This is a genomic window from Phocaeicola sp. (assembly GCF_057861905.1).
Genome location: NZ_DBMACV010000017.1, coordinates 33245 through 51393, shown reverse-complemented (window position 1 = coordinate 51393; position 18149 = coordinate 33245). Strand labels below are relative to the sequence as shown.

The 18149-nt window shown below is 41.9% G+C and carries 14 protein-coding genes and 1 pseudogene; 11 read left to right on the top strand and 4 right to left on the bottom strand.

The window, feature by feature from the left end:
* Positions 1-101: 101 nt before the first annotated feature.
* A pseudogene (locus ACZM60_RS05395) lies at positions 102-1238 on the top strand (TonB-dependent receptor domain-containing protein); the annotation flags it as partial.
* Between the two features lie 47 nt (positions 1239-1285).
* Positions 1286-2512, top strand: coding sequence for a hypothetical protein (locus ACZM60_RS05390; protein WP_418586009.1), 1227 nt, complete (start codon positions 1286-1288; stop codon positions 2510-2512).
* Between the two features lie 158 nt (positions 2513-2670).
* Here ACZM60_RS05390 and ACZM60_RS05385 read toward each other — a convergent pair whose 3' ends face one another.
* Entirely contained in the window at positions 2671-4041 is a 1371-nt protein-coding gene (locus tag ACZM60_RS05385; protein WP_489520962.1) for a DNA recombination protein RmuC, read from the bottom strand.
* A gap of 254 nt (positions 4042-4295) precedes the next feature.
* On the opposite strand from ACZM60_RS05385, the gene ACZM60_RS05380 reads away from it, so the two are divergent.
* From ACZM60_RS05380 to ACZM60_RS05370, 3 genes are all read left to right on the top strand, one after another.
* Positions 4296-4568, top strand: coding sequence for a co-chaperone GroES (locus ACZM60_RS05380; protein WP_021971075.1), 273 nt, complete (start codon positions 4296-4298; stop codon positions 4566-4568).
* 36 nt (positions 4569-4604) lie between these two features.
* Positions 4605-6242 carry a chaperonin GroEL gene (gene groL, locus ACZM60_RS05375; RefSeq protein WP_021971076.1) on the top strand — a complete coding sequence of 546 codons (1638 nt, stop codon included), beginning with the start codon at positions 4605-4607 and terminating at the stop codon, positions 6240-6242.
* 244 nt (positions 6243-6486) lie between these two features.
* Positions 6487-6954, top strand: coding sequence for a nucleoside deaminase (locus ACZM60_RS05370; RefSeq protein ID WP_489520961.1), 468 nt, complete (start codon positions 6487-6489; stop codon positions 6952-6954).
* A gap of 419 nt (positions 6955-7373) precedes the next feature.
* Here ACZM60_RS05370 and ACZM60_RS05365 read toward each other — a convergent pair whose 3' ends face one another.
* The 3 genes from ACZM60_RS05365 to ACZM60_RS05355 form a co-directional block, all read right to left on the bottom strand.
* Entirely contained in the window at positions 7374-7871 is a 498-nt protein-coding gene (locus ACZM60_RS05365) for an NUDIX hydrolase (protein WP_337419770.1), read from the bottom strand.
* A 241-nt stretch (positions 7872-8112) separates the two neighbouring features.
* The gene (locus ACZM60_RS05360; protein WP_489520960.1) at positions 8113-9918 is read right to left on the bottom strand and encodes a glycoside hydrolase family 2 protein; all 1806 of its coding nucleotides are present in this window, start codon (positions 9916-9918) and stop codon (positions 8113-8115) included.
* 32 nt (positions 9919-9950) lie between these two features.
* The gene (locus ACZM60_RS05355) at positions 9951-12014 is read right to left on the bottom strand and encodes a beta-L-arabinofuranosidase domain-containing protein (protein WP_489520959.1); all 2064 of its coding nucleotides are present in this window, start codon (positions 12012-12014) and stop codon (positions 9951-9953) included.
* A 224-nt stretch (positions 12015-12238) separates the two neighbouring features.
* Between ACZM60_RS05355 and ACZM60_RS05350 the strand changes: the two genes are divergently transcribed.
* The 6 genes from ACZM60_RS05350 (at position 12239) to ACZM60_RS05325 (ending at position 18142) form a co-directional block, all read left to right on the top strand.
* Positions 12239-13327 carry a glycoside hydrolase family 43 protein gene (locus tag ACZM60_RS05350; protein WP_489520958.1) on the top strand — a complete coding sequence of 363 codons (1089 nt, stop codon included), beginning with the start codon at positions 12239-12241 and terminating at the stop codon, positions 13325-13327.
* A gap of 434 nt (positions 13328-13761) precedes the next feature.
* Entirely contained in the window at positions 13762-14451 is a 690-nt protein-coding gene (locus tag ACZM60_RS05345; RefSeq protein ID WP_489520957.1) for a UpxY family transcription antiterminator, read from the top strand.
* 61 nt (positions 14452-14512) lie between these two features.
* A complete protein-coding gene (locus tag ACZM60_RS05340) occupies positions 14513-15259 on the top strand; it encodes an FHA domain-containing protein (protein ID WP_489520956.1) in 747 nt (248 codons plus the stop codon).
* Between the two features lie 12 nt (positions 15260-15271).
* Positions 15272-16561 (top strand): protein kinase domain-containing protein, encoded by a 1290-nt coding sequence (locus ACZM60_RS05335; protein ID WP_337419762.1) that lies wholly within the window; start codon positions 15272-15274, stop codon positions 16559-16561.
* A gap of 31 nt (positions 16562-16592) precedes the next feature.
* Positions 16593-17030: an FHA domain-containing protein gene (locus ACZM60_RS05330; protein ID WP_489520955.1), complete on the top strand. Its 438-nt coding sequence runs from the start codon at positions 16593-16595 to the stop codon at positions 17028-17030.
* A gap of 32 nt (positions 17031-17062) precedes the next feature.
* A complete protein-coding gene (locus ACZM60_RS05325) occupies positions 17063-18142 on the top strand; it encodes a trypsin-like serine peptidase (RefSeq protein WP_489520954.1) in 1080 nt (359 codons plus the stop codon).
* The last annotated feature ends 7 nt before the right edge of the window (positions 18143-18149 follow it).

The following is an 18149-nucleotide window of genomic DNA, read 5'->3' as shown; positions in this document are numbered from 1 at the left end:
TGTTGTTAATTTGTAATTAATTGTTTGTCAGACTTAAATATACAAAATAATTCGGTGATTACCAACTTTTAAAGATACTTTCTTATCCCGAACTCACGTACAAAAGTCGTGATTATGCGTCTACAAGATTTTACTATAACTTGAATAAGCTTAATCCTGTAATCGGGAGTGAAGATGCCGTTTATACTCCTTCTGATTTCCTGAATCAGGAAGTGATTGAAAATGGACAAGTGTCTATAACGCGTTCTCAGCAACCCAAAGACAGCTATACGGCTGGAAACAAAATTTATGCTGGTTATATTTCGGCAGACGTTTATCCAGTGGAAGCATTGCTTGTAAATGTGGGGTTACGCTATGAGAACAGCAGGCAGTGGGTAAATTATGCCGAAGATGGTGGCAAGATGCAGCGCAGGGATTTGAACTGCAATGATTTGTTCCCAGCCATGAATCTTCGTTACCTGCTCAATAAGAAAAACAGCCTTCGTCTTTCATTTTCCCGTACGGTAACTCGTCCTTCGTTTATTGAGATGGCTCCCTTCCTTTATCAGGAGTCATATGGTTCGGCGCAAATCCGAGGTAATGCTGATTTGCAGAACGGCTATAACTATAATCTTGATTTGCGTTATGAATATTTCGGTGAGGGGGGCGATATGTTCTCGGCTACAGCTTACTACAAGCATCTGGAAGATCCTATTGAGCAGATACAGCAGTTATCGGGAGGAGCTACTATTCATTCGTTCCAGAATGCCAGCAATGGTATGGCAACAGGTGTGGAAGTAGAGTTTCGAAAAGAGTTATTGAAAGATTTTCGTCTGGGAGCTAATGCTTCATTTATGTATACCGATGTGAAGCTTCCTGAGGGTGGGGCTTATACCAATACACAACGTGCATTGCAGGGAGCATCTCCTTATTTGGTGAATGCGGATGTTACTTATAGCCCGAGTCTGGGAGAAGTGAAGCAATTGAGTGCTGCATTGGTATATAACTTACAGGGACCTCGCATTCAGTCGGTAGGTATTTCCGGTTTGGGCGATGTGAAGCAGCAGCCCGTGCATACAATGAATTTTGTCGGAAATTTTAAGTTTAATGAAAAAGTTGCGGTAAAGTTGCAAATCAATGATTTGTTGAATCAGCCGGTCGTCTTTAAACAGGAAGTTCCATCTACAGGTGAAAAGGTGGAAGTGGAACGTTTCAAACGTGGTACTAACTTCGAGATAGGTATTACATATAATCTATAAATAAATCAATAGAATAGATTTTAATAATTAATTTAAAGCATTTGATTATGAGAAAAAATTGGAAATTGGCAACAATGGCATTGGTTGCAGGTATGACTCTTTTTACAACATCTTGTAGTGATGATGATCCTGCTGAAAATACAGGAATCGGTGGTGATACTGACGATGCTTATGTGCTCGACAAAGATATTACAGAAAATGTGACATTGGAAACGGGTAAAAATTATACGCTCAACGGAGGTATTCATGTTAAGCCGGGAGCAACTCTGACTATTCAGCCGGGTGTGACTATTACTGCTAAACATGATGGGACAGTTGACTATATTCTTGTAGAACAAGGTGCCAAGATTGATGCACAAGGTACTGCATCTCAGCCAATAGTCATGACTTCTGAAAAGAAGGAAGCTGGTGCATGGGGTGGTTTGCATATTTGTGGATATGCTCATACGAATAATGGTTCAGGTAGTTCTGAAATAGGAAATGCACCTTATGGTGGCAATAATGACGCTGATAATTCGGGTACTTTGAAATATATACGCCTGGAGTATACAGGATATGCTTTCGATGAAGAGCACGAGGCCAATGGTGTTTCTTTCTATGGCGTAGGTAATGGAACAACAGTAGAACATTTGCAGGCTTATAAGGGTTCGGACGATGGCTTTGAATTTTTTGGTGGTTCTGTAAATGTAAAATATATGGTTTCTACTAGTTGCAGCGATGATTCTTTTGACTGGACTGAAGGTTGGAATGGTAAGGCACAGTTCTTGGTCGCTTATCAGGAAGAGCCGACTTCACTGGGATATGATTGTGACTGCTTGATGGAATGTGATAATAATGGAACTAACTTTGCGGCTACTCCCGTTGCTCATCCAGTTATAGCGAATGCTACGCTGATTGGTAATGGAGGAGATGCTCAAGGTGTACGTTTGCGCGCCGGAACGGAAGTTGAACTTTATAACACAATTATAACAGGTAAGGGGAAAGCACTGAGTGTTGAAACTGATGAAACTGAAAATGCTTTGAAAAATGGTACTTCGAAACTGGAGTATGTTGCAATCGCCGGTGAGCTTTCTTCTAAACAAGGAATTTATACAAATGCGGATTTTGCTCAGGCTACAGGTAATTTGGACAATCAGACATTTACATGGAGCAACAACTATGTAGGTACACTTGATGGTGGAAAAGATTTGTCGGCCGATAGCTTCTTTACTAAAACTGATTATAAAGGTGCTGTGAAGAGCGGTGAAGACTGGACATCTGGATGGACACTGTGAAAGTGTTTTTGATAAGGCATACAAACTTCTGCTTTTTACGGAGGCTATCTCAAGCTGAAAAAAATGAGATAGCCTCTCTTTGTATATATGCTGATTGGTTGTCTTGCAGAGTTTGACGTGGTTACTTTGACAGTGAAGTTATGTCTTTCGTAATGACTTTATTCGCCTTCTTCTATTTTTTCGTCTTGACTCAACAGGCGTGAAGAAATTTTTTTCTTGGGAGTGATGCCAAGTTCCCTAAGCATTTCGGCTTGGCGGATAACATTTCCTTTTCCTGTAGAGAACTGGTTCAGAGCCGTATCGTAGGCATTGGATGTAGCTCGTAGGCTTTCACCTATCCGCTCGAAAGTTTCAGTGAAACTTACCAGCTTTTCGTAAAGGGCAGTTCCTCTCTTTACGATTTCTCGTGTATTCTTTTCCTGATATTCCCGTTTCCATAAATCGAGAGCCAGACGCAAGGCGGCTATCAGGTTGGTAGGACTCATCAGGATAACTTTTTTCTTGTAGGCATAGTTCCATAGGTTGGAATCTGTCTGAAGCGCAAGTACGTAAGCTGGTTCATTGGGAATGAACATCATGACAAAATCCAGTGACGACAAATTATATTTGGAGTAATCTTTTTGACTGAGCTCATCGATGTGTGCTTTTACTGATGAAAGATGAGCTTTTAGATATTGTTCCTGTTCACTGCGTTCTGTACTTCCTATATAATTGGTATAGGCGGTAAGCGATACTTTAGAGTCAATGATTACTTGTCGGTTGTCAGGGTATTTCACTAATACGTCAGGCTGTAGGCGCTGTCCGTTTTCGTTGCGCAGAGGATTTCCGTGTTCATCTTTCAGAAATTCCTGACGGAAGTATTCTTCGCCTTCTCTCAGACCGGAGTTTTCGAGAATTGACTCCAGAATCATTTCTCCCCAGTTACCTTGTGTCTTGGAATCTCCTTTCAACGCACGCGTCAAGTTATTGGCTTCGTCGCTGATTTGTTTGTTCAGTTGTACCAGTTCTTTTATCTTGTCTTCCAGCGAGAAACGCTGCTTCGATTCTTTATCGTACACCTCCGCTACCTGATGCTTGAACTCGTTCAGGTTTTCTCCGAAGGGTTTCAGCAGACTGGAAAGGCTTTCGGAGCTAAGTTTGTTGAAAGTTTCGGTTTTCTGCTGGAATATTTTATTGGCAATGTTCTCAAATTCCAGATTGAATTGTTTGTGGAGGTCACTCATTTCCTCTTTCTGATGTTCGAGTTTATCTTCGAGTGCACGCTTTTCGGCCTGCAGCGAAGCCACCTGACGACTTGCCTCTACATATTGTCGGGTTGTGTTTTCTACTTGATGTTGTATGCGCAGATTCTCTTCCTTGAGCTGTTCCAGTGTTGTTGCCGTCTGACGTTTTTCTGCTTGTAGCAGTTCTTCCTGATGAGTTACCTGCAAGTGCAGTTGCGTTTTCAGTGCATTCAACTGGCGGGAAGCTGCCAGATACCCCAGCACTCCTCCTATTATAAACGTAAGAATAAGGTAAAGTATTTCCATGTTTTTGTTGTACTATGATTATTTTCAGCGTAAAGATACTGCTAAACTTTTAACGGGAAAGTGACTTACATTTATATTTTTACTGGCGAATAAGTCTTATCCTTTGGCAGAAGTGTCAGATTAATCAGGACTATTGTCAGAAAAAATGTGACAGATTGTCACAATAAATCTTGTGGCACGTTTTTAGTAAGTAGTAGGGTGTCCGTTAAAGGGCATAATAAAATGTATATATAACAAGTAAAAATATAAAGACTATGAACATTAAACCATTAGCAGACAGAGTTCTGATTCTTCCGGCTCCTGCAGAAGAAAAAACAATCGGCGGTATTATTATTCCTGATACAGCGAAAGAAAAACCATTGCAGGGTGAAATTGTGGCAGTAGGAAATGGCACAAAAGACGAAGAAATGATATTGAAAGTGGGCGATACTGTATTATATGGTAAATATGCTGGTACAGAAATCGAACACGATGGCGTTAAATATCTGATGATGCGTCAGAGTGACGTTCTCGCAATTTTGGGATAATTCATTAGTTGAACTTTTAAAACATTTAAGATTATTATGGCAAAAGATATTCTCTTCAACATTGATGCTCGCGATCAGTTGAAAAAAGGTGTAGACGAACTGGCTAACGCCGTGAAAGTGACACTGGGTCCGAAAGGACGTAACGTTATCATCGAAAAGAAATTCGGTGCTCCTCATATTACAAAGGATGGTGTAACAGTGGCTAAGGAAGTAGAACTGAGCGATCCTTTCCAGAACACAGGTGCGCAGCTGGTGAAGTCGGTGGCTTCGAAAACTGGAGACGATGCGGGCGATGGTACAACAACTGCTACCGTATTGGCTCAGGCTATCGTAGGCGTAGGCTTGAAAAACGTTACAGCCGGTGCAAACCCGATGGACTTGAAACGTGGTATCGACAAGGCAGTTGCTAAGGTTGTAGAATCAATCAAGTCACAGGCTGAAACTGTAGGCGACAACTATGATAAGATTGAACAGGTTGCCAGCATTTCTGCAAACAACGATCCGGTTATCGGTAAGCTGATTGCTGATGCTATGCGTAAGGTTTCTAAAGATGGTGTTATCACTATCGAAGAGGCTAAGGGTACAGATACTACTATCGGTGTAGTAGAAGGTATGCAGTTCGACCGTGGTTATTTGTCAGCATACTTCGTAACTGATACAGAGAAGATGGAGTGTGTAATGGAACATCCTTACATCTTGATCTACGATAAGAAGATTTCTAACTTGAAAGATTTCTTGCCTATCTTGGAACCGGCTGTTCAGAGTGGACGTCCGTTGCTGGTTATCGCAGAAGATGTAGATAGCGAAGCATTGACAACATTGGTTGTAAACCGTCTGCGTAGCCAGTTGAAGATCTGTGCTGTGAAGGCTCCGGGCTTCGGCGATCGTCGTAAAGCCATGCTGGAAGATATCGCCGTATTGACAGGTGGTGTCGTTATCAGCGAAGAAAAGGGCTTGAAACTGGAACAGGCTACTTTGGAAATGTTGGGTACTTGCGATAAAGTAACTATTACAAAAGAAAATACTACTATCGTAAACGGTGGTGGTCAGAAGGAATTGATTCAGGAACGTATCAACCAGATTAAGGCTGAAATGAAGAATTCTACTTCTGATTACGATAAAGAAAAACTGCAAGAACGTCTGGCTAAATTGTCAGGTGGTGTAGCTGTTCTTTACGTAGGTGCTGCCAGCGAAGTAGAAATGAAGGAAAAGAAAGACCGTGTAGACGATGCATTGTGCGCAACTCGTGCAGCTATCGAAGAAGGTATCGTTCCGGGTGGTGGCGTTGCTTACATCCGTGCAATTGATGCTTTGGAAGGCTTGAAGGGTGACAATGCAGATGAAACTACAGGTATCGAAATCATCAAGCGTGCTATCGAAGAACCTCTTCGCCAGATTGTTGCCAACGCTGGTAAGGAAGGTGCAGTAGTTGTTCAGAAAGTTCGTGAAGGTAAAGGCGACTTCGGATACAATGCACGTACTGATGTTTACGAACACTTGCATGCAGCGGGTGTTGTAGATCCTGCCAAGGTTACTCGTGTAGCTCTTGAGAATGCAGCTTCTATCGCAGGTATGTTCCTGACTACAGAATGTGTTATTGTAGAAAAGAAAGAAGAAAAAGCTGATATGCCTATGAGCGCTCCAGGAATGGGCGGCATGGGTGGTATGATGTAATCTTCCCCTTTCCATATAGAGTAAGAACCTCTCATCCTGAATTTAATTCAGGGTGGGAGGTTTCTTTTTTTATTATACTTAAGTATGTGACTTATTGTTTGGGCGTATCTACAGGTTGGTGTGGTAACTGTATTTCGAGCCCCTCAATTTTTGCTGATATGAATTAGATGTATAAACTGTTTTGTATATCTGATTTTTTTTATAACTTTCCCATAGTGAAAATAAAGTAGCGAGGAAATTTATTATGACAAAAGAAGAATTGATGCGTAAAGCAATAGACCTTTCGGTACAGAATGTGGCCGAGGGTGGTGGACCGTTTGGTGCTGTAATTGCCAGAAACGGGGAGATAATAGCAATGGGTGTGAACCGGGTAACTCCTGATTGTGACCCGACTGCACATGCCGAAGTGAGCGCTATTCGTACAGCGGCTAAGATATTGGGTACTTTCGATTTGAGCGGGTGTGAGATTTATACTTCCTGCGAGCCATGTCCGATGTGTTTGGGAGCTATTTACTGGGCTCATCTGGACAGGATGTACTATGGCAATAGTAAAAAGGATGCGGCAAAGATTGGTTTCGATGATGCGTTTATCTATGAAGAACTCGACTTGAAACCGGAAGATCGCCGGTTAAAATCGGAAGTGCTGTTGCCCGAGGAAGCCATTAAGGCTTTTCAGGATTGGGAGAACAAGACAGATAAGGTAGAGTATTAATGTGCTTAAAAAATGAAAGCACCACCGATTACACTGATTGCTGAATGATTGCTAAGATAAACAGTGTAATCTGTGGTGCTTTTTCTTGACACACAGCTTAATTTTGTATTTGCTTGTAAATTTACATTTTCATTTGCCTTTCCGGTGTGCTGATTGATCAGTGCTGTTATCGTGTCATGGTTTCCCAAGGTCTCAAATGGTTTTCTTCCATTGTCAGGAAACTCTTTACGAATATTTTTTTCAGTTTCTTAATCATCTCTAGTTATCCTGTTTTTATGTTTTGCAACACAAAATTACAGGTTTTAGAGATACGTTGTTATGTTATATAGCAGAAAAATTAGCTGTTTTATTTAATTCTTGACGTAAATCAATTCCTAAAAAGATTGAGTCTGTTTGAACCGTAGGCAAAAGTCCCTTTGTTAAAATTTCAGCCGGAGAAATTCACTTTCGAAGTTGGGAGTGAATATACCTTTGCCTAAATTATCTCTAATTTCTTCCAAGGTCCAGAAACGCCCTCCGTCCAGTTCTTCACTGGGTGCAATCTCCCCATCGTACGTCGTACGATGACTGAATACCAGTTCTTTTTCTCTATCCGATTCGAACACATAGTGAGTCAGCAGTTCCGGGGTAAAGTCGGTTATGCCAAGCTCTTCCCCCACTTCCCGTTTCAATGCCATTTCCACACTTTCTCCCAAGTCGACATGTCCTCCTACCGAGGTATCCCATTTTCCCGGTTGAATATCCTTCCATGCCGGTCGTTTCTGTAAGTATAATTCTCCTTTTGAATTGAAAACATGCAGGTGTACTACCGGATGAAGCAGTTTACTGCCGCTATGACATTCTTTTCGGGTAGCGGCTCCGGTTATATTGCCTTCTTCGTCTACGATGGGAAACATTTCTTCATTATTGTCGAGCATAGCCTTTTGAATTAAGTTGTACGTTGCAAAGATACGGAATTTTGTCGAAATACGTCGGGTAAGGAAAAAGGGTGAAGGAAAGAGGCTGAATCTTATTGTGTAAGCACAATGCGTATTCAGCCTCTGATCAGTGTTATGGATAAAGGAATTTATTTTATTCTTCTATTGAAAACTGTCTTTTATTCTGTTAGGGAACAGCGATAGAGGGTTGTTCTAATTTCGATGGGCTAAAACAATTCTTTTACTTCAAGTTGGTGTGCGATGAAGGAATCAATTCGAAAATAGCCTTGATTCGCTTCATGTCAAATTTAGGTGTACGGTTGTAGTAATAAATACCGTTTTTCTCTTGTTCCACATCTGTGAGCTGCGTATAACAGAATCCCATTACATGTTTGGCATTTTTCAGGGCTTCTACTTGTCCTTGCAGGCGCGTATAAAACTCTTCTTCGGTTTGTGGCAGATTACCGTACCCCCATGAATTTTTGCGTTCTTCGGCACTCATCCATCCTATGCCCCCGAATTCATCGACCATGTAAGGCTGGCCTTCGTAGATAGCCAGATACTTTTTGTCACGGCTATTGCGATAAGGTTCTTGCCCTTCCTTGAACGTTAATTGTTCGGCTAAGCGTTTGCCGTCTTGCTCATAATTGTGTACACTCCATATATCGGTCAGGATGTGATCGTCCCCACTGGCATCGTTGATAGGGCGGGTGGGATCCATAGCTTTGGTCATGTGATAGATGTCTCGGATTAAGCGTGGATAAGCACCGTCTCGGCTTCCCCATGTTTCGTTGAAAGGAGTCCACGTTACCAGTGAGGGATGATTGCGGTCGCGGATCACAATTTCACTCCATTCGCTGATAAAGTTGCGTGCGGCCACTTCGTCGTTGACATCCATTCCCCAGCTTGCACTTTCGCCCCAAGTGATGTATCCTAATTTGTCTGCCCAGTAATAATAGCGCTCTTCGAACACCTTTTGGTGCAAGCGTGCACCATTGAATCCTGCATTCTTGCCTAAAATGATATCGTTTTTAAGAGCTTCGTCAGATGGGGCTGTCCATATACCGTCAGGGTAATATCCTTGGTCTAATACCAGTCTTTGGAAATAAGGCTGATTGTTCAGGTAGAATATACCATTGGCAATATGTATTTTACGCATACCGGCATACGATTCAACCTTATCGAGTACTTGTCCCGACTTATCCTTTACCAGATAAGTCAGTCCATACAAGAAAGGCGATTCCGGTGACCATAATTTCATGTTTTTGACAGGAAGCACTATACAGGCATTATTGGAACAGGTAGTCTGTTTTCTGCTGATAACTTTATCACCGTCTTTCAGAATGACCTCCAAGATATTGTCTGATTCTTTGTAGAAACTTGGAGTTGCCACCAATTGTTTCTGGTCGATGTCGGTGCGCAGTACCATATTTTTTAAACCCTCATTGGCAACAGCTTCCATCCAGACCGTCTGCCAGATACCTGTGACGCGTGTATACGAACAACCACCAGAGAAGAAGTTGGTGCATTGTTTTCCGCCGGTCTGTTTGCCTCCTCGCAAATCATCCTTTACTTGAATGACCAGATTGTGGGTATTTCCTGCCTTTACAAAGCGTGTGATATCGACAGTAAACGACGAGCTGCCACCCCAGTGTTGCTGGACTTTCTTTCCGTCGATGTACAGTTCGCACCAGTAATCTACAGCACCGAAATGCAGGAATATCTTTTTTCCCTGCCAGTCGGAGGGTATAGAGATTTTTCTTTGATACCACATACAATTTATAAAATCGGTATGTTTGACTCCCGACAACTCACTTTCCGGACAGAAAGGTACTGTAATGTTTTGACTGAATTTCTCTGAACTTTGATATTGTCGGTCGACTCCAGACTGTCCAAAGTCAAAGTCGAAAGTCCATGTACCATTTAGATTGATCCAGCTCTCTCGTTCAAATTGAGGTCTGGGATATTCTTTCCGAGGTAAATCGCTGGCCTTGGCATAAAAAGCCAATGACAGAAAGAATACGACAGCAGTAAAGAGTTTTTTCATTGTTTATTGAGTTTAAGTTTTAATGATTTGAGTTATTCATATGTATTGGGAAAAGCACTGATGCGCAAACGTGCAGCTCCCATGGGAATCAGTGTGATGCTTTCTTTTTCTCCTTTGGGTGCATTCGCTTCGGGCAATTCATGACATAGCCCATATTCATCGATCTTCCACGAAGGAACCTTGCGTCCCGTAGCTTTGATTTCAATCGGACAGCTTTCTTGCGTAAATGGGAAATTGTCATCGGGCCAGTTCTTGCGAACGATTTTGAAGTCTTTCAATGCATCTTCTTTATTCAAGACAAGGGCATAATTCCATGCAGATGCCGGGAATATCTCGAATGAAGGCCAGTTGCCTGCGTCGGCACCTTGTTGCCATTGGGAGTCTCCGATAGCAGTCTGACGGCTGTCGCGTTTGACGTATCTTTCTTTTATTTTAAGCGAAAAGGTCAGTGGCCCGTAGTCAATACTTACACTGTTTTTGTTGACTTGCCACGTACGCAGACTCAAGTGCATAGGAACCGTCAGTTCAATGGAATCACCATTATTCCATGTTCGCTGGATACGGACATATTGTCCAGCCGTAAGCGGTGTTTCTGCACTTTTTCCGTTTATTTTAAGGGAAGCATGCCGTGTCCATGACGGAATGCGCAGATACAGCGGAAATTCGGTTGCTTTCTCTGTTTGAATGGATAGATGGATAGATTCTTCGAATGGATAATTAGTCTTTTCTATAATTTTGATTTCTTGATGATTACCTACTAAAATATCTGCTTCACACGACGCATATAAGGCAAGTGCTGCTCCGTTGTCGGGAGTAGCCAGTACCAGATGTTCGGCATAGTAAGGCCACCCTTGAGCATGGTTGTGCTGGCAGCAACGGCAACTGAACGGGTTCATCGCCAAAAAGGGTCCCGAGTTGTCGATGCCTGGATGATGATTCTTGGCATCGCTGGTAATCTGGTTCGGACAGGTTATATAACGCAATGCTTTAAAGTCGGGCGTTGTAGCTGCGGGATAAGTATTAAATGCCACATCTTCACAGTTTTCTGCCCAAAAAGGATCTCCTGAAATTTTTAGCATAATTTCGTCGGATGCCATTTGTTCTACCATGCCGCAGGTCTCAACTCCCTGACGTGGATCGATATATCCCATGCGAGCATTTTCATCGGCTCCGAACATTCCACCCGGTACTTGTCCGAAAGTCCTTCGGATGAGGTGATGTACATTATAGCTTGCCGCAAGCATGGCAGAATCTTTGTTCAGCATGTAATAAGTAGCAGGTTCTCTGAAACATTGAGCTATATTCACGTTGTGCCAGTTAGGCAATGAAGAGGGTTGGGTCCAGTCGGCCGTATTGCGATGAATTTTTTCCGCGAGTTCAAGAAGGAAGGATTCACCAGTATGATTATATAACCAGTATACGCTGAGCAGATTATCTCCGCCACGACTGTTTTCCCAGTAATCCTCCAGAAATTTATCATCTGCCAGACTCAACTGCCATTTAAAGTACTTAGTCATTAAGTCGAGTACCCGTGAGTCATTTGAATACTCGTAATACGATTGCAGGCACCAGAGTATGATCATCTGTGCCCAGAGTTCAGGTTTATCTCCTCTCATATTGATAGGACCGAATGAACCGTCGGGTCTCTGACTCTTTAAGGTAGCCTCGATCCAGATTTTAGCTTCATCAATCATTTGTTGGTCTTTTAAGATATATGCCAGATCGCCATATCCTTTCAGCCAGTAAGGAACTTCCTCCCATCCGTGATCGCCTTGAGTAGTGAGCCATGCATTATTCTTTTTTTCGAGCCATGCACTGATTTCGTTCAGATGTCCGGTTAAGCCGTTCTTTTGTCGTATCAGATATTCTTTAAGCCAACCTTCGGGTTGTATGCTTCCCACAGGCAGTTTCATGAAGTGTTGTGGCAATAACGGTAGGCGGTTATTACTATAGTTGGAAGTTGTATGGGTGAAAGTCGTTCTTTCAACCATTGCAATATGTTCATCTTGCTGAGAATTTTTTACTTGTCCACAGGCCGATAATAGTATAATGGCTGTAGCGTAAAGACTTGCTTTTTTGATATGGATGTTTTTCATAGGTGAATGGATTTTCTGTATTGCAAAAGTTGCGTTTTTCGATAAGAATCAACAAAAAAAATGAGTAGATAAATGAAAAAAACTGACCATTTTGGCTGTGATGGCAAGAAATTTTAAATCTTTGAAGTCGAGATAATAAATTTTGTGTACTTTTGATCAAAAAGGAGGCATTTATAGGCTAATGTTCCGATTGTAACGTTAGATAGTTAGATAATTGTATATTTATGAAATCGAATATCATTTTCTTTTTGGGGGCAATGTTGTTGAGTTTAGTGTCGTGTAAGCATACGGGAACAAGTCAGTCTAAAGTAGAAGGAAATTATTTCGTCAATCCTATTCTTCCTTCGGGAAGTAATTCGAATGCTTTTTTCTATAAAGGGAAGTATTATTACACGCATGAAACGAACGACATGATTCTGCTTTGGGAAACAAGTGATATCACGGATATGGCTCATGCGCTCTGCAAAGAGGTTTGGCGACCAACCGATCCGAAAAGCATGCATAATTTATGGGCCCCCGAAATACATCGGATAAACGATAAATGGTATATTTATTATGCGGCTGATGACGGAAATACAGATAACCATCAGATTTATGTGTTAGAAAATGATGCGCAGAATCCTATGGAAGGGACATTTAAACAGAAAGGTCCTGTTCTGACTAACCGCGAATGGAACTGGGGGATACATGCATCTACTTTTGTGTATAAGGGAATCCAATATCTTATTTGGTCTGGGTGGCTCAAGCGACGTATCACGGAGGAAACTCAGTGTATTTACATTGCCAAGATGAAAAATCCATGGACTTTGGATGGAGAGCGTATCATGTTGTCTTCTCCTGAATACAATTGGGAACGGCAGTGGGTGAATCCGGATGGAAGCCGTACGGCTTATCCGATTTACGTAAACGAGGCACCTGCCTTTTTCCATTCCAAGGACAATAAGAAATTGATTATTTATTATTCGGCAAGCGGGTGCTGGTCTCCTTATTATTGTATCGGTATGCTTACTTGTGATGCAGGTGCCGATTTACTGAATCCGAAATCCTGGACGAAGGCAACAGAACCTGTGTTCTATCAGTCCCCTCAGGACAGTGTATGGGGACCGGGTAGTCCGTCATTCATTCCTTCTCCCGATAGTACAGAGTGGTATATACTTTATACCGCAAGAAATATACCTAATGGCATAACGGGAGAGAGTGAAAGCCGAAGCCCACGTCTACAGAAAATCACATGGGATAAAAATAACATGCCGGTATTAGGAAAACCGTTACCCGTAAGTACGTTATTGCCCAAACCATCCGGCATTAAATAAATGATACGGATCACAGAACTAAGATCATTCATCCGGACTATCTGGTAAACGGAGATGGGAGGTTTTACAACTTTCTGGACAGCTGAGTGTCCTGCTGTTCCGGAAGCTTGTCCACATCGGTTTCTGTCTAAAATGGGCAAAGGAATTCCTTGCTTAACATTAAAATTGCACTACTGGATGGGGTAGAATATGTGCTAATTCAATACTACTAACGAGTAATGTCTATCTATTTTTTTTGACCGAATAGTTGTCGAATTAAGCCAAATAGTGCTTTCAGAAGCTCCGATAGTGCAAAATGGAAACTTTTCAAGTTCCGTTATTTTTTGTTTTTGGTTACATTTGAAACAAAGAAACAAATTCCGTGTGGTCGGGAATGACTACATTTAGTTGTCTATTATTATAGGGACGACGAGGAATTTAGAAGGCTTAAAGCCATGGACACATTGTCTAATGTGAACAAAAAACGAGAGGATGAAGTGATCTCTCAAGACGTTGGATTTACCTCCAAAGTTCCCCTCAAAAAACCTGATATATCGGGTGAGGTGTCGGTAAAGTATGTCTCGGATGTGAATAAGAGATGGTTTGTGTTGAGAGTCACATACGGTCGGGAACGCAAAGCATACGATTTTATTATGAACGACCATACGGAGGCATACCTTCCGATGTGTTATGTACAGAAGATATACAATGGGAAGAAGAAACGTATTTTAACGTCTCTTCTTCCCAATTTTCTTTTTGTCTATGCGACTCCTGAAAAAGTGGAGAAATATGTGAAACAGACTCCTGAACTCCATTATCTGACTTATTATTACAATCATTTCAAAGTCGGAGAATTTGGTAAAAATCCTCCTTTGACTGTAGGGTATAATGAAATGATGAATTTTATCCGTGTAACAAGTCTGAATAATGAACATGTTCGTTTGGTTGAATCTCAACATTGTCATTATAAGAGTGGGGATAAGGTTCGGATTGTTGATGGTGATTTTGCTGGTGTTGAAGGGAAAGTAGCAAGAGTAGCTGGTCAGCAGCGGGTAGTGATAGAACTTCCTGGTGTCTGTCTGGTGGCTACGGCGTATATACCGACGGCTTTCATTAAGCCTATTCCGTCAGTAAGCGAAAAATAGACTCGTTTAGCAAGTAGAAAGATACATATTATATGGTAATCCTTAAAAATGTTATAATATTATGAGATGCAAGAATTGTGGCTGGCCTAATAAGCCAAATGAGAGAGTTTGTGTGAAATGTCATGCTCCATTAAGTGCAGATGATGATTCTATAGAAAGAGAAGTGGGTGGTAGTGGAGGAGATGCTTCTTTAAGCAAGACGGTATGTGAGGAGAACGTTTTCGGTCAAAGTATGAATGAACCATATCCTTCTGGCAATAATCAGGCTGAGACATCCGAGGAAAAGACTAAACCATGTCCGAAGTGTGGCTATCCTGTACGTATAGGAACAGAGAAATGTCCGAACTGCAAGTTTCCTGTTTCACAAGGTGGAGGAACCAGTCAGCGACAGCCTACTGTAACGGTAGACAACCCGAAATCGGAGGAATCTCATTTTCGTCCTACCAGAATGAATCCAGAAGAAAACAGAACCACCGGATTCCGTGGAACCATCAATCCATATATGATGAATATGGAGATGGAACCTACATTTGTATTGAAACCTATCAGACGGATGAATGAGCGACACGAGCTGGATGAGCAGGAATACGAAGGGAAGGAAATTTCTTTAAACCGTGCAAATACGGAACCCAATAATTCGTCTATTACGTCGCGTCAGCAGGCTATCGTAACTCGTATAGATGGACGCTGGTATATAGAAGACAAGAGTGAACAGAAAACCACGTTCGTACAGGCTGCCAAGCGTATCGAGTTACATGACGGGGATATTATTTTGTTGGGAAACCGGTTGTTTGAATTTCATGAATAAATCTGTATAGCGATGTCTGTTGTTCAGCGATGTGATTTCTTTATAGGTGACAGGATTGACCATCATTTTCAGGTGCAGAAGATACTGGGAGAAGGTTCTTTCGGAAAGGTATATGCCGTGACAGATCCTAACGGCGAGCTGCAGGCACTGAAACTCCTGAAATTGTGGGAAGTTCCTTCCGAAATCCGAGCTTCATTGATGGCACGTTTTGACATGGAGTTCGAGACGGGACGTATAGACAGCAAATACCTGGTCCATTCTATTGCGCATGGTACTGTAAACGGGAATCCATATATTGTAATGGAGTATTGTCCTAATGGTGACTTGTTGAGTATCGTAGCCCAGCAATATGTGGATTTGACTAAAGTAGCTACCCATGTATTGTATGGTCTGAAAGCCTTGCATAGTTGTGGAAAAGTACATCGGGATCTGAAGCCGGAGAATGTTCTGGTGAAGAAGAACGGCGATTATGCACTGACGGACTTCGGCATATCCGGCGATAGAAACAAGCGAATGACCGAGCGGAATATTTTGGGGAAACCTAAACAGATATTCGGGACATACGCTTATATGCCACCCGAACAGCTGAATCCGCGTAAAGACGCTACGGTGCTTCCTACTACCGATATTTTTTCCTTTGGAGTAATGATGTATCAGCTCATTACCAACCGCCTTCCTTTTGGTCAACTGGCTTTGGAACGAGACTTGGTAAGTTATCTGCGCCGGGGTAAAAATGGTGACTGGGACAAGGACTATCTGATGAGCCTTCCTTCTGGTAAAGACTGGTATCAGTTAATTGACGGATGTCTTATTCCTAATTTTCAAGATCGTCTTCAGACGGTAGAGAAGGTACTGGAGCTTGTTCCGCAAGTTCAGCGTGTACAGCAAACGATTGTGGAAGAAGGAAAAGATTTTCAGACGAGGATTGTCAATGGAGTTTTGCTGCGTATCATGCAGGGAGAGGAATTCGGCAGGGTATATAAGCTGGATGACATGCTCCGCGGAGAGTCTTCCATCTTACGTATGGGACGTATGGATGAAGGCGTATACAATGATATCGCTATCCGGGAAGAGAACAGCAGTTATATTTCCCGGAAGCATTGTACACTGGAATTGGACTACGATATTGGTTCGTGGGTCATCAGGGATGGACAATGGGACAGATGTGAGACCGGTGGATGGAGGAAGTCGACGAACGGTACTTATGTGAATTCCAGAGAGGTCTCGATCAACGGATTGCCTTTCAGCCCGGGTGATATCATATCAATTGGAGATACCAAACTACGTGCAGAAGCATATTAAAATGAAGTATAACGAATAAAATAATCAGATTATGGTTGGTCATACCACTAAACCTTATAAAAATACTTTATCCGGTTCGGTAGGAGCCGGAATGGGGTCAATCTTTGCTCCGGGTGGAAAGAAATATTATATACTGGAGCATAAAGTAAGTAGTAAATATCATCGGGCAGGAGAATGTCAGGAAATTATTGTAGATAACATTACACTGGGACGTGATTCACATTGTCAGGTACGTTTCGATGAAAGTTTCAAGACTGTATCGCGCCGTCATGCAGCTATCGTAAAAGATGGGGACATGTGGAAACTGGTACAGATTTCCCAGACGAATTCTACTTTCCTGAACGGGCGCCCCATCAAGACGGAATGGTATCTGCAGAACGGCGATGAAATCCAACTCTCCGTAAACGGACCTAAACTGGGATTCATTATCCCGACCGGGAAAAATCGACAGTGGGTTCCATTGGTCTGACCCGTAGACTCAGTCTGTTCAGACAGCAGGCTTTGAGACCTTACAAAACGGCAATCACTGTATTGTCGTGCATACTTGTGCTGGCTGTAGGTGGATTGGCTACATGGGGATTTACACTGAATGATAGGCTTAAAATGCAAAGTCAGTCTTTAGCTGATCAGATAATTCTTGCAAAAGGTAATCAGGCACTGATTGATTCACTGAATAAAGAACTCGTCGTAGCCAATCAAAAAATAACAGATAGTGAAAAGAAACTGACTGAAATCAAGACTAATTTAGGAAATATCAAGGAGGTGGTTGTTCAGCAGCAAAAGGTACAAACGGAGAATAAGATAGATATCACTCCCTATTTTAAGGATATCTTTGTTTTAACTTGTAAGATGTATTATGAAGGGAATCTTGTAACTGGATGGGGTGGAACAGGTTTCTTGTTGAATAACGGATATTTGGTTACAGCACAACATATGATTAATTATGACGCTTTCGCTTTAAAGAAGGTAAAAGACCCTCAAGATCCGACAAAAGAAATTGTGATTTTTGATCCGGATGATGAGTCAAATTATATAAATGCATATTATTATGCCGGTCTTATAAAAGTGGTAATGGAAGGTATTTCTACAGCAGGTAAGATAAATATAGAATATTCATACAATGATATGCCGTTTAAGTTGGGAGCAGCAGAAGTGCTAGAAGATAAATTTGTGGATGAATCCGGACGTAGCTGGGTTGTTAGAGCCCATAATTACAGGGGAGGTGATTGGGCATACATAAAGATTGACAAAACGGGATCTATTGAGTATGATGCAGACTACTCCATGAATCTGCCTGTCCAGACTCCGTTGTCAATTGTCGGTTTCCCTACCAATCAGGGTGAAACAGTAAATGGACAGATTTCTCCTATCGTATCTCAGGCTATTACTTCCAGACAAGGACTGGAAGATGATGGAACCATTAAAACATCAAATGATAATTCTGACCATGGAAATTCAGGTGGTCCTGTCTTTGCGGTCAAGGATGGAAAATACATTGTTGTAGGTATTTTGTCAGGAGCTGATCAAGGAGCTGACTCAATGAAAGGTAGAGTCGTTCCGATAGGTGCTATATTTAAATGATTGTCAT

Excerpts from the sequence above, each read along its gene's own strand:
- ACZM60_RS05390 (WP_418586009.1), top strand. The coding sequence starts at position 1,286 with ATGAGAAAAAATTGGAAATTGGCAACAATGGCATTGGTTGCAGGTATG.
- ACZM60_RS05385 (WP_489520962.1), bottom strand. The coding sequence starts at position 4,041 with ATGGAAATACTTTACCTTATTCTTACGTTTATAATAGGAGGAGTGCTG.
- ACZM60_RS05355 (WP_489520959.1), bottom strand. The coding sequence starts at position 12,014 with ATGAAAAACATCCATATCAAAAAAGCAAGTCTTTACGCTACAGCCATT.
- ACZM60_RS05370 (WP_489520961.1), top strand. The coding sequence starts at position 6,487 with ATGACAAAAGAAGAATTGATGCGTAAAGCAATAGACCTTTCGGTACAG.
- ACZM60_RS05340 (WP_489520956.1), top strand. The coding sequence starts at position 14,513 with ATGAGATGCAAGAATTGTGGCTGGCCTAATAAGCCAAATGAGAGAGTT.
- ACZM60_RS05360 (WP_489520960.1), bottom strand. The coding sequence starts at position 9,918 with ATGAAAAAACTCTTTACTGCTGTCGTATTCTTTCTGTCATTGGCTTTT.
- ACZM60_RS05345 (WP_489520957.1), top strand. The coding sequence starts at position 13,762 with ATGGACACATTGTCTAATGTGAACAAAAAACGAGAGGATGAAGTGATC.
- groL (WP_021971076.1), top strand. The coding sequence starts at position 4,605 with ATGGCAAAAGATATTCTCTTCAACATTGATGCTCGCGATCAGTTGAAA.
- ACZM60_RS05335 (WP_337419762.1), top strand. The coding sequence starts at position 15,272 with ATGTCTGTTGTTCAGCGATGTGATTTCTTTATAGGTGACAGGATTGAC.
- ACZM60_RS05380 (WP_021971075.1), top strand. The coding sequence starts at position 4,296 with ATGAACATTAAACCATTAGCAGACAGAGTTCTGATTCTTCCGGCTCCT.
- ACZM60_RS05350 (WP_489520958.1), top strand. The coding sequence starts at position 12,239 with ATGAAATCGAATATCATTTTCTTTTTGGGGGCAATGTTGTTGAGTTTA.
- ACZM60_RS05330 (WP_489520955.1), top strand. The coding sequence starts at position 16,593 with ATGGTTGGTCATACCACTAAACCTTATAAAAATACTTTATCCGGTTCG.
- ACZM60_RS05365 (WP_337419770.1), bottom strand. The coding sequence starts at position 7,871 with ATGCTCGACAATAATGAAGAAATGTTTCCCATCGTAGACGAAGAAGGC.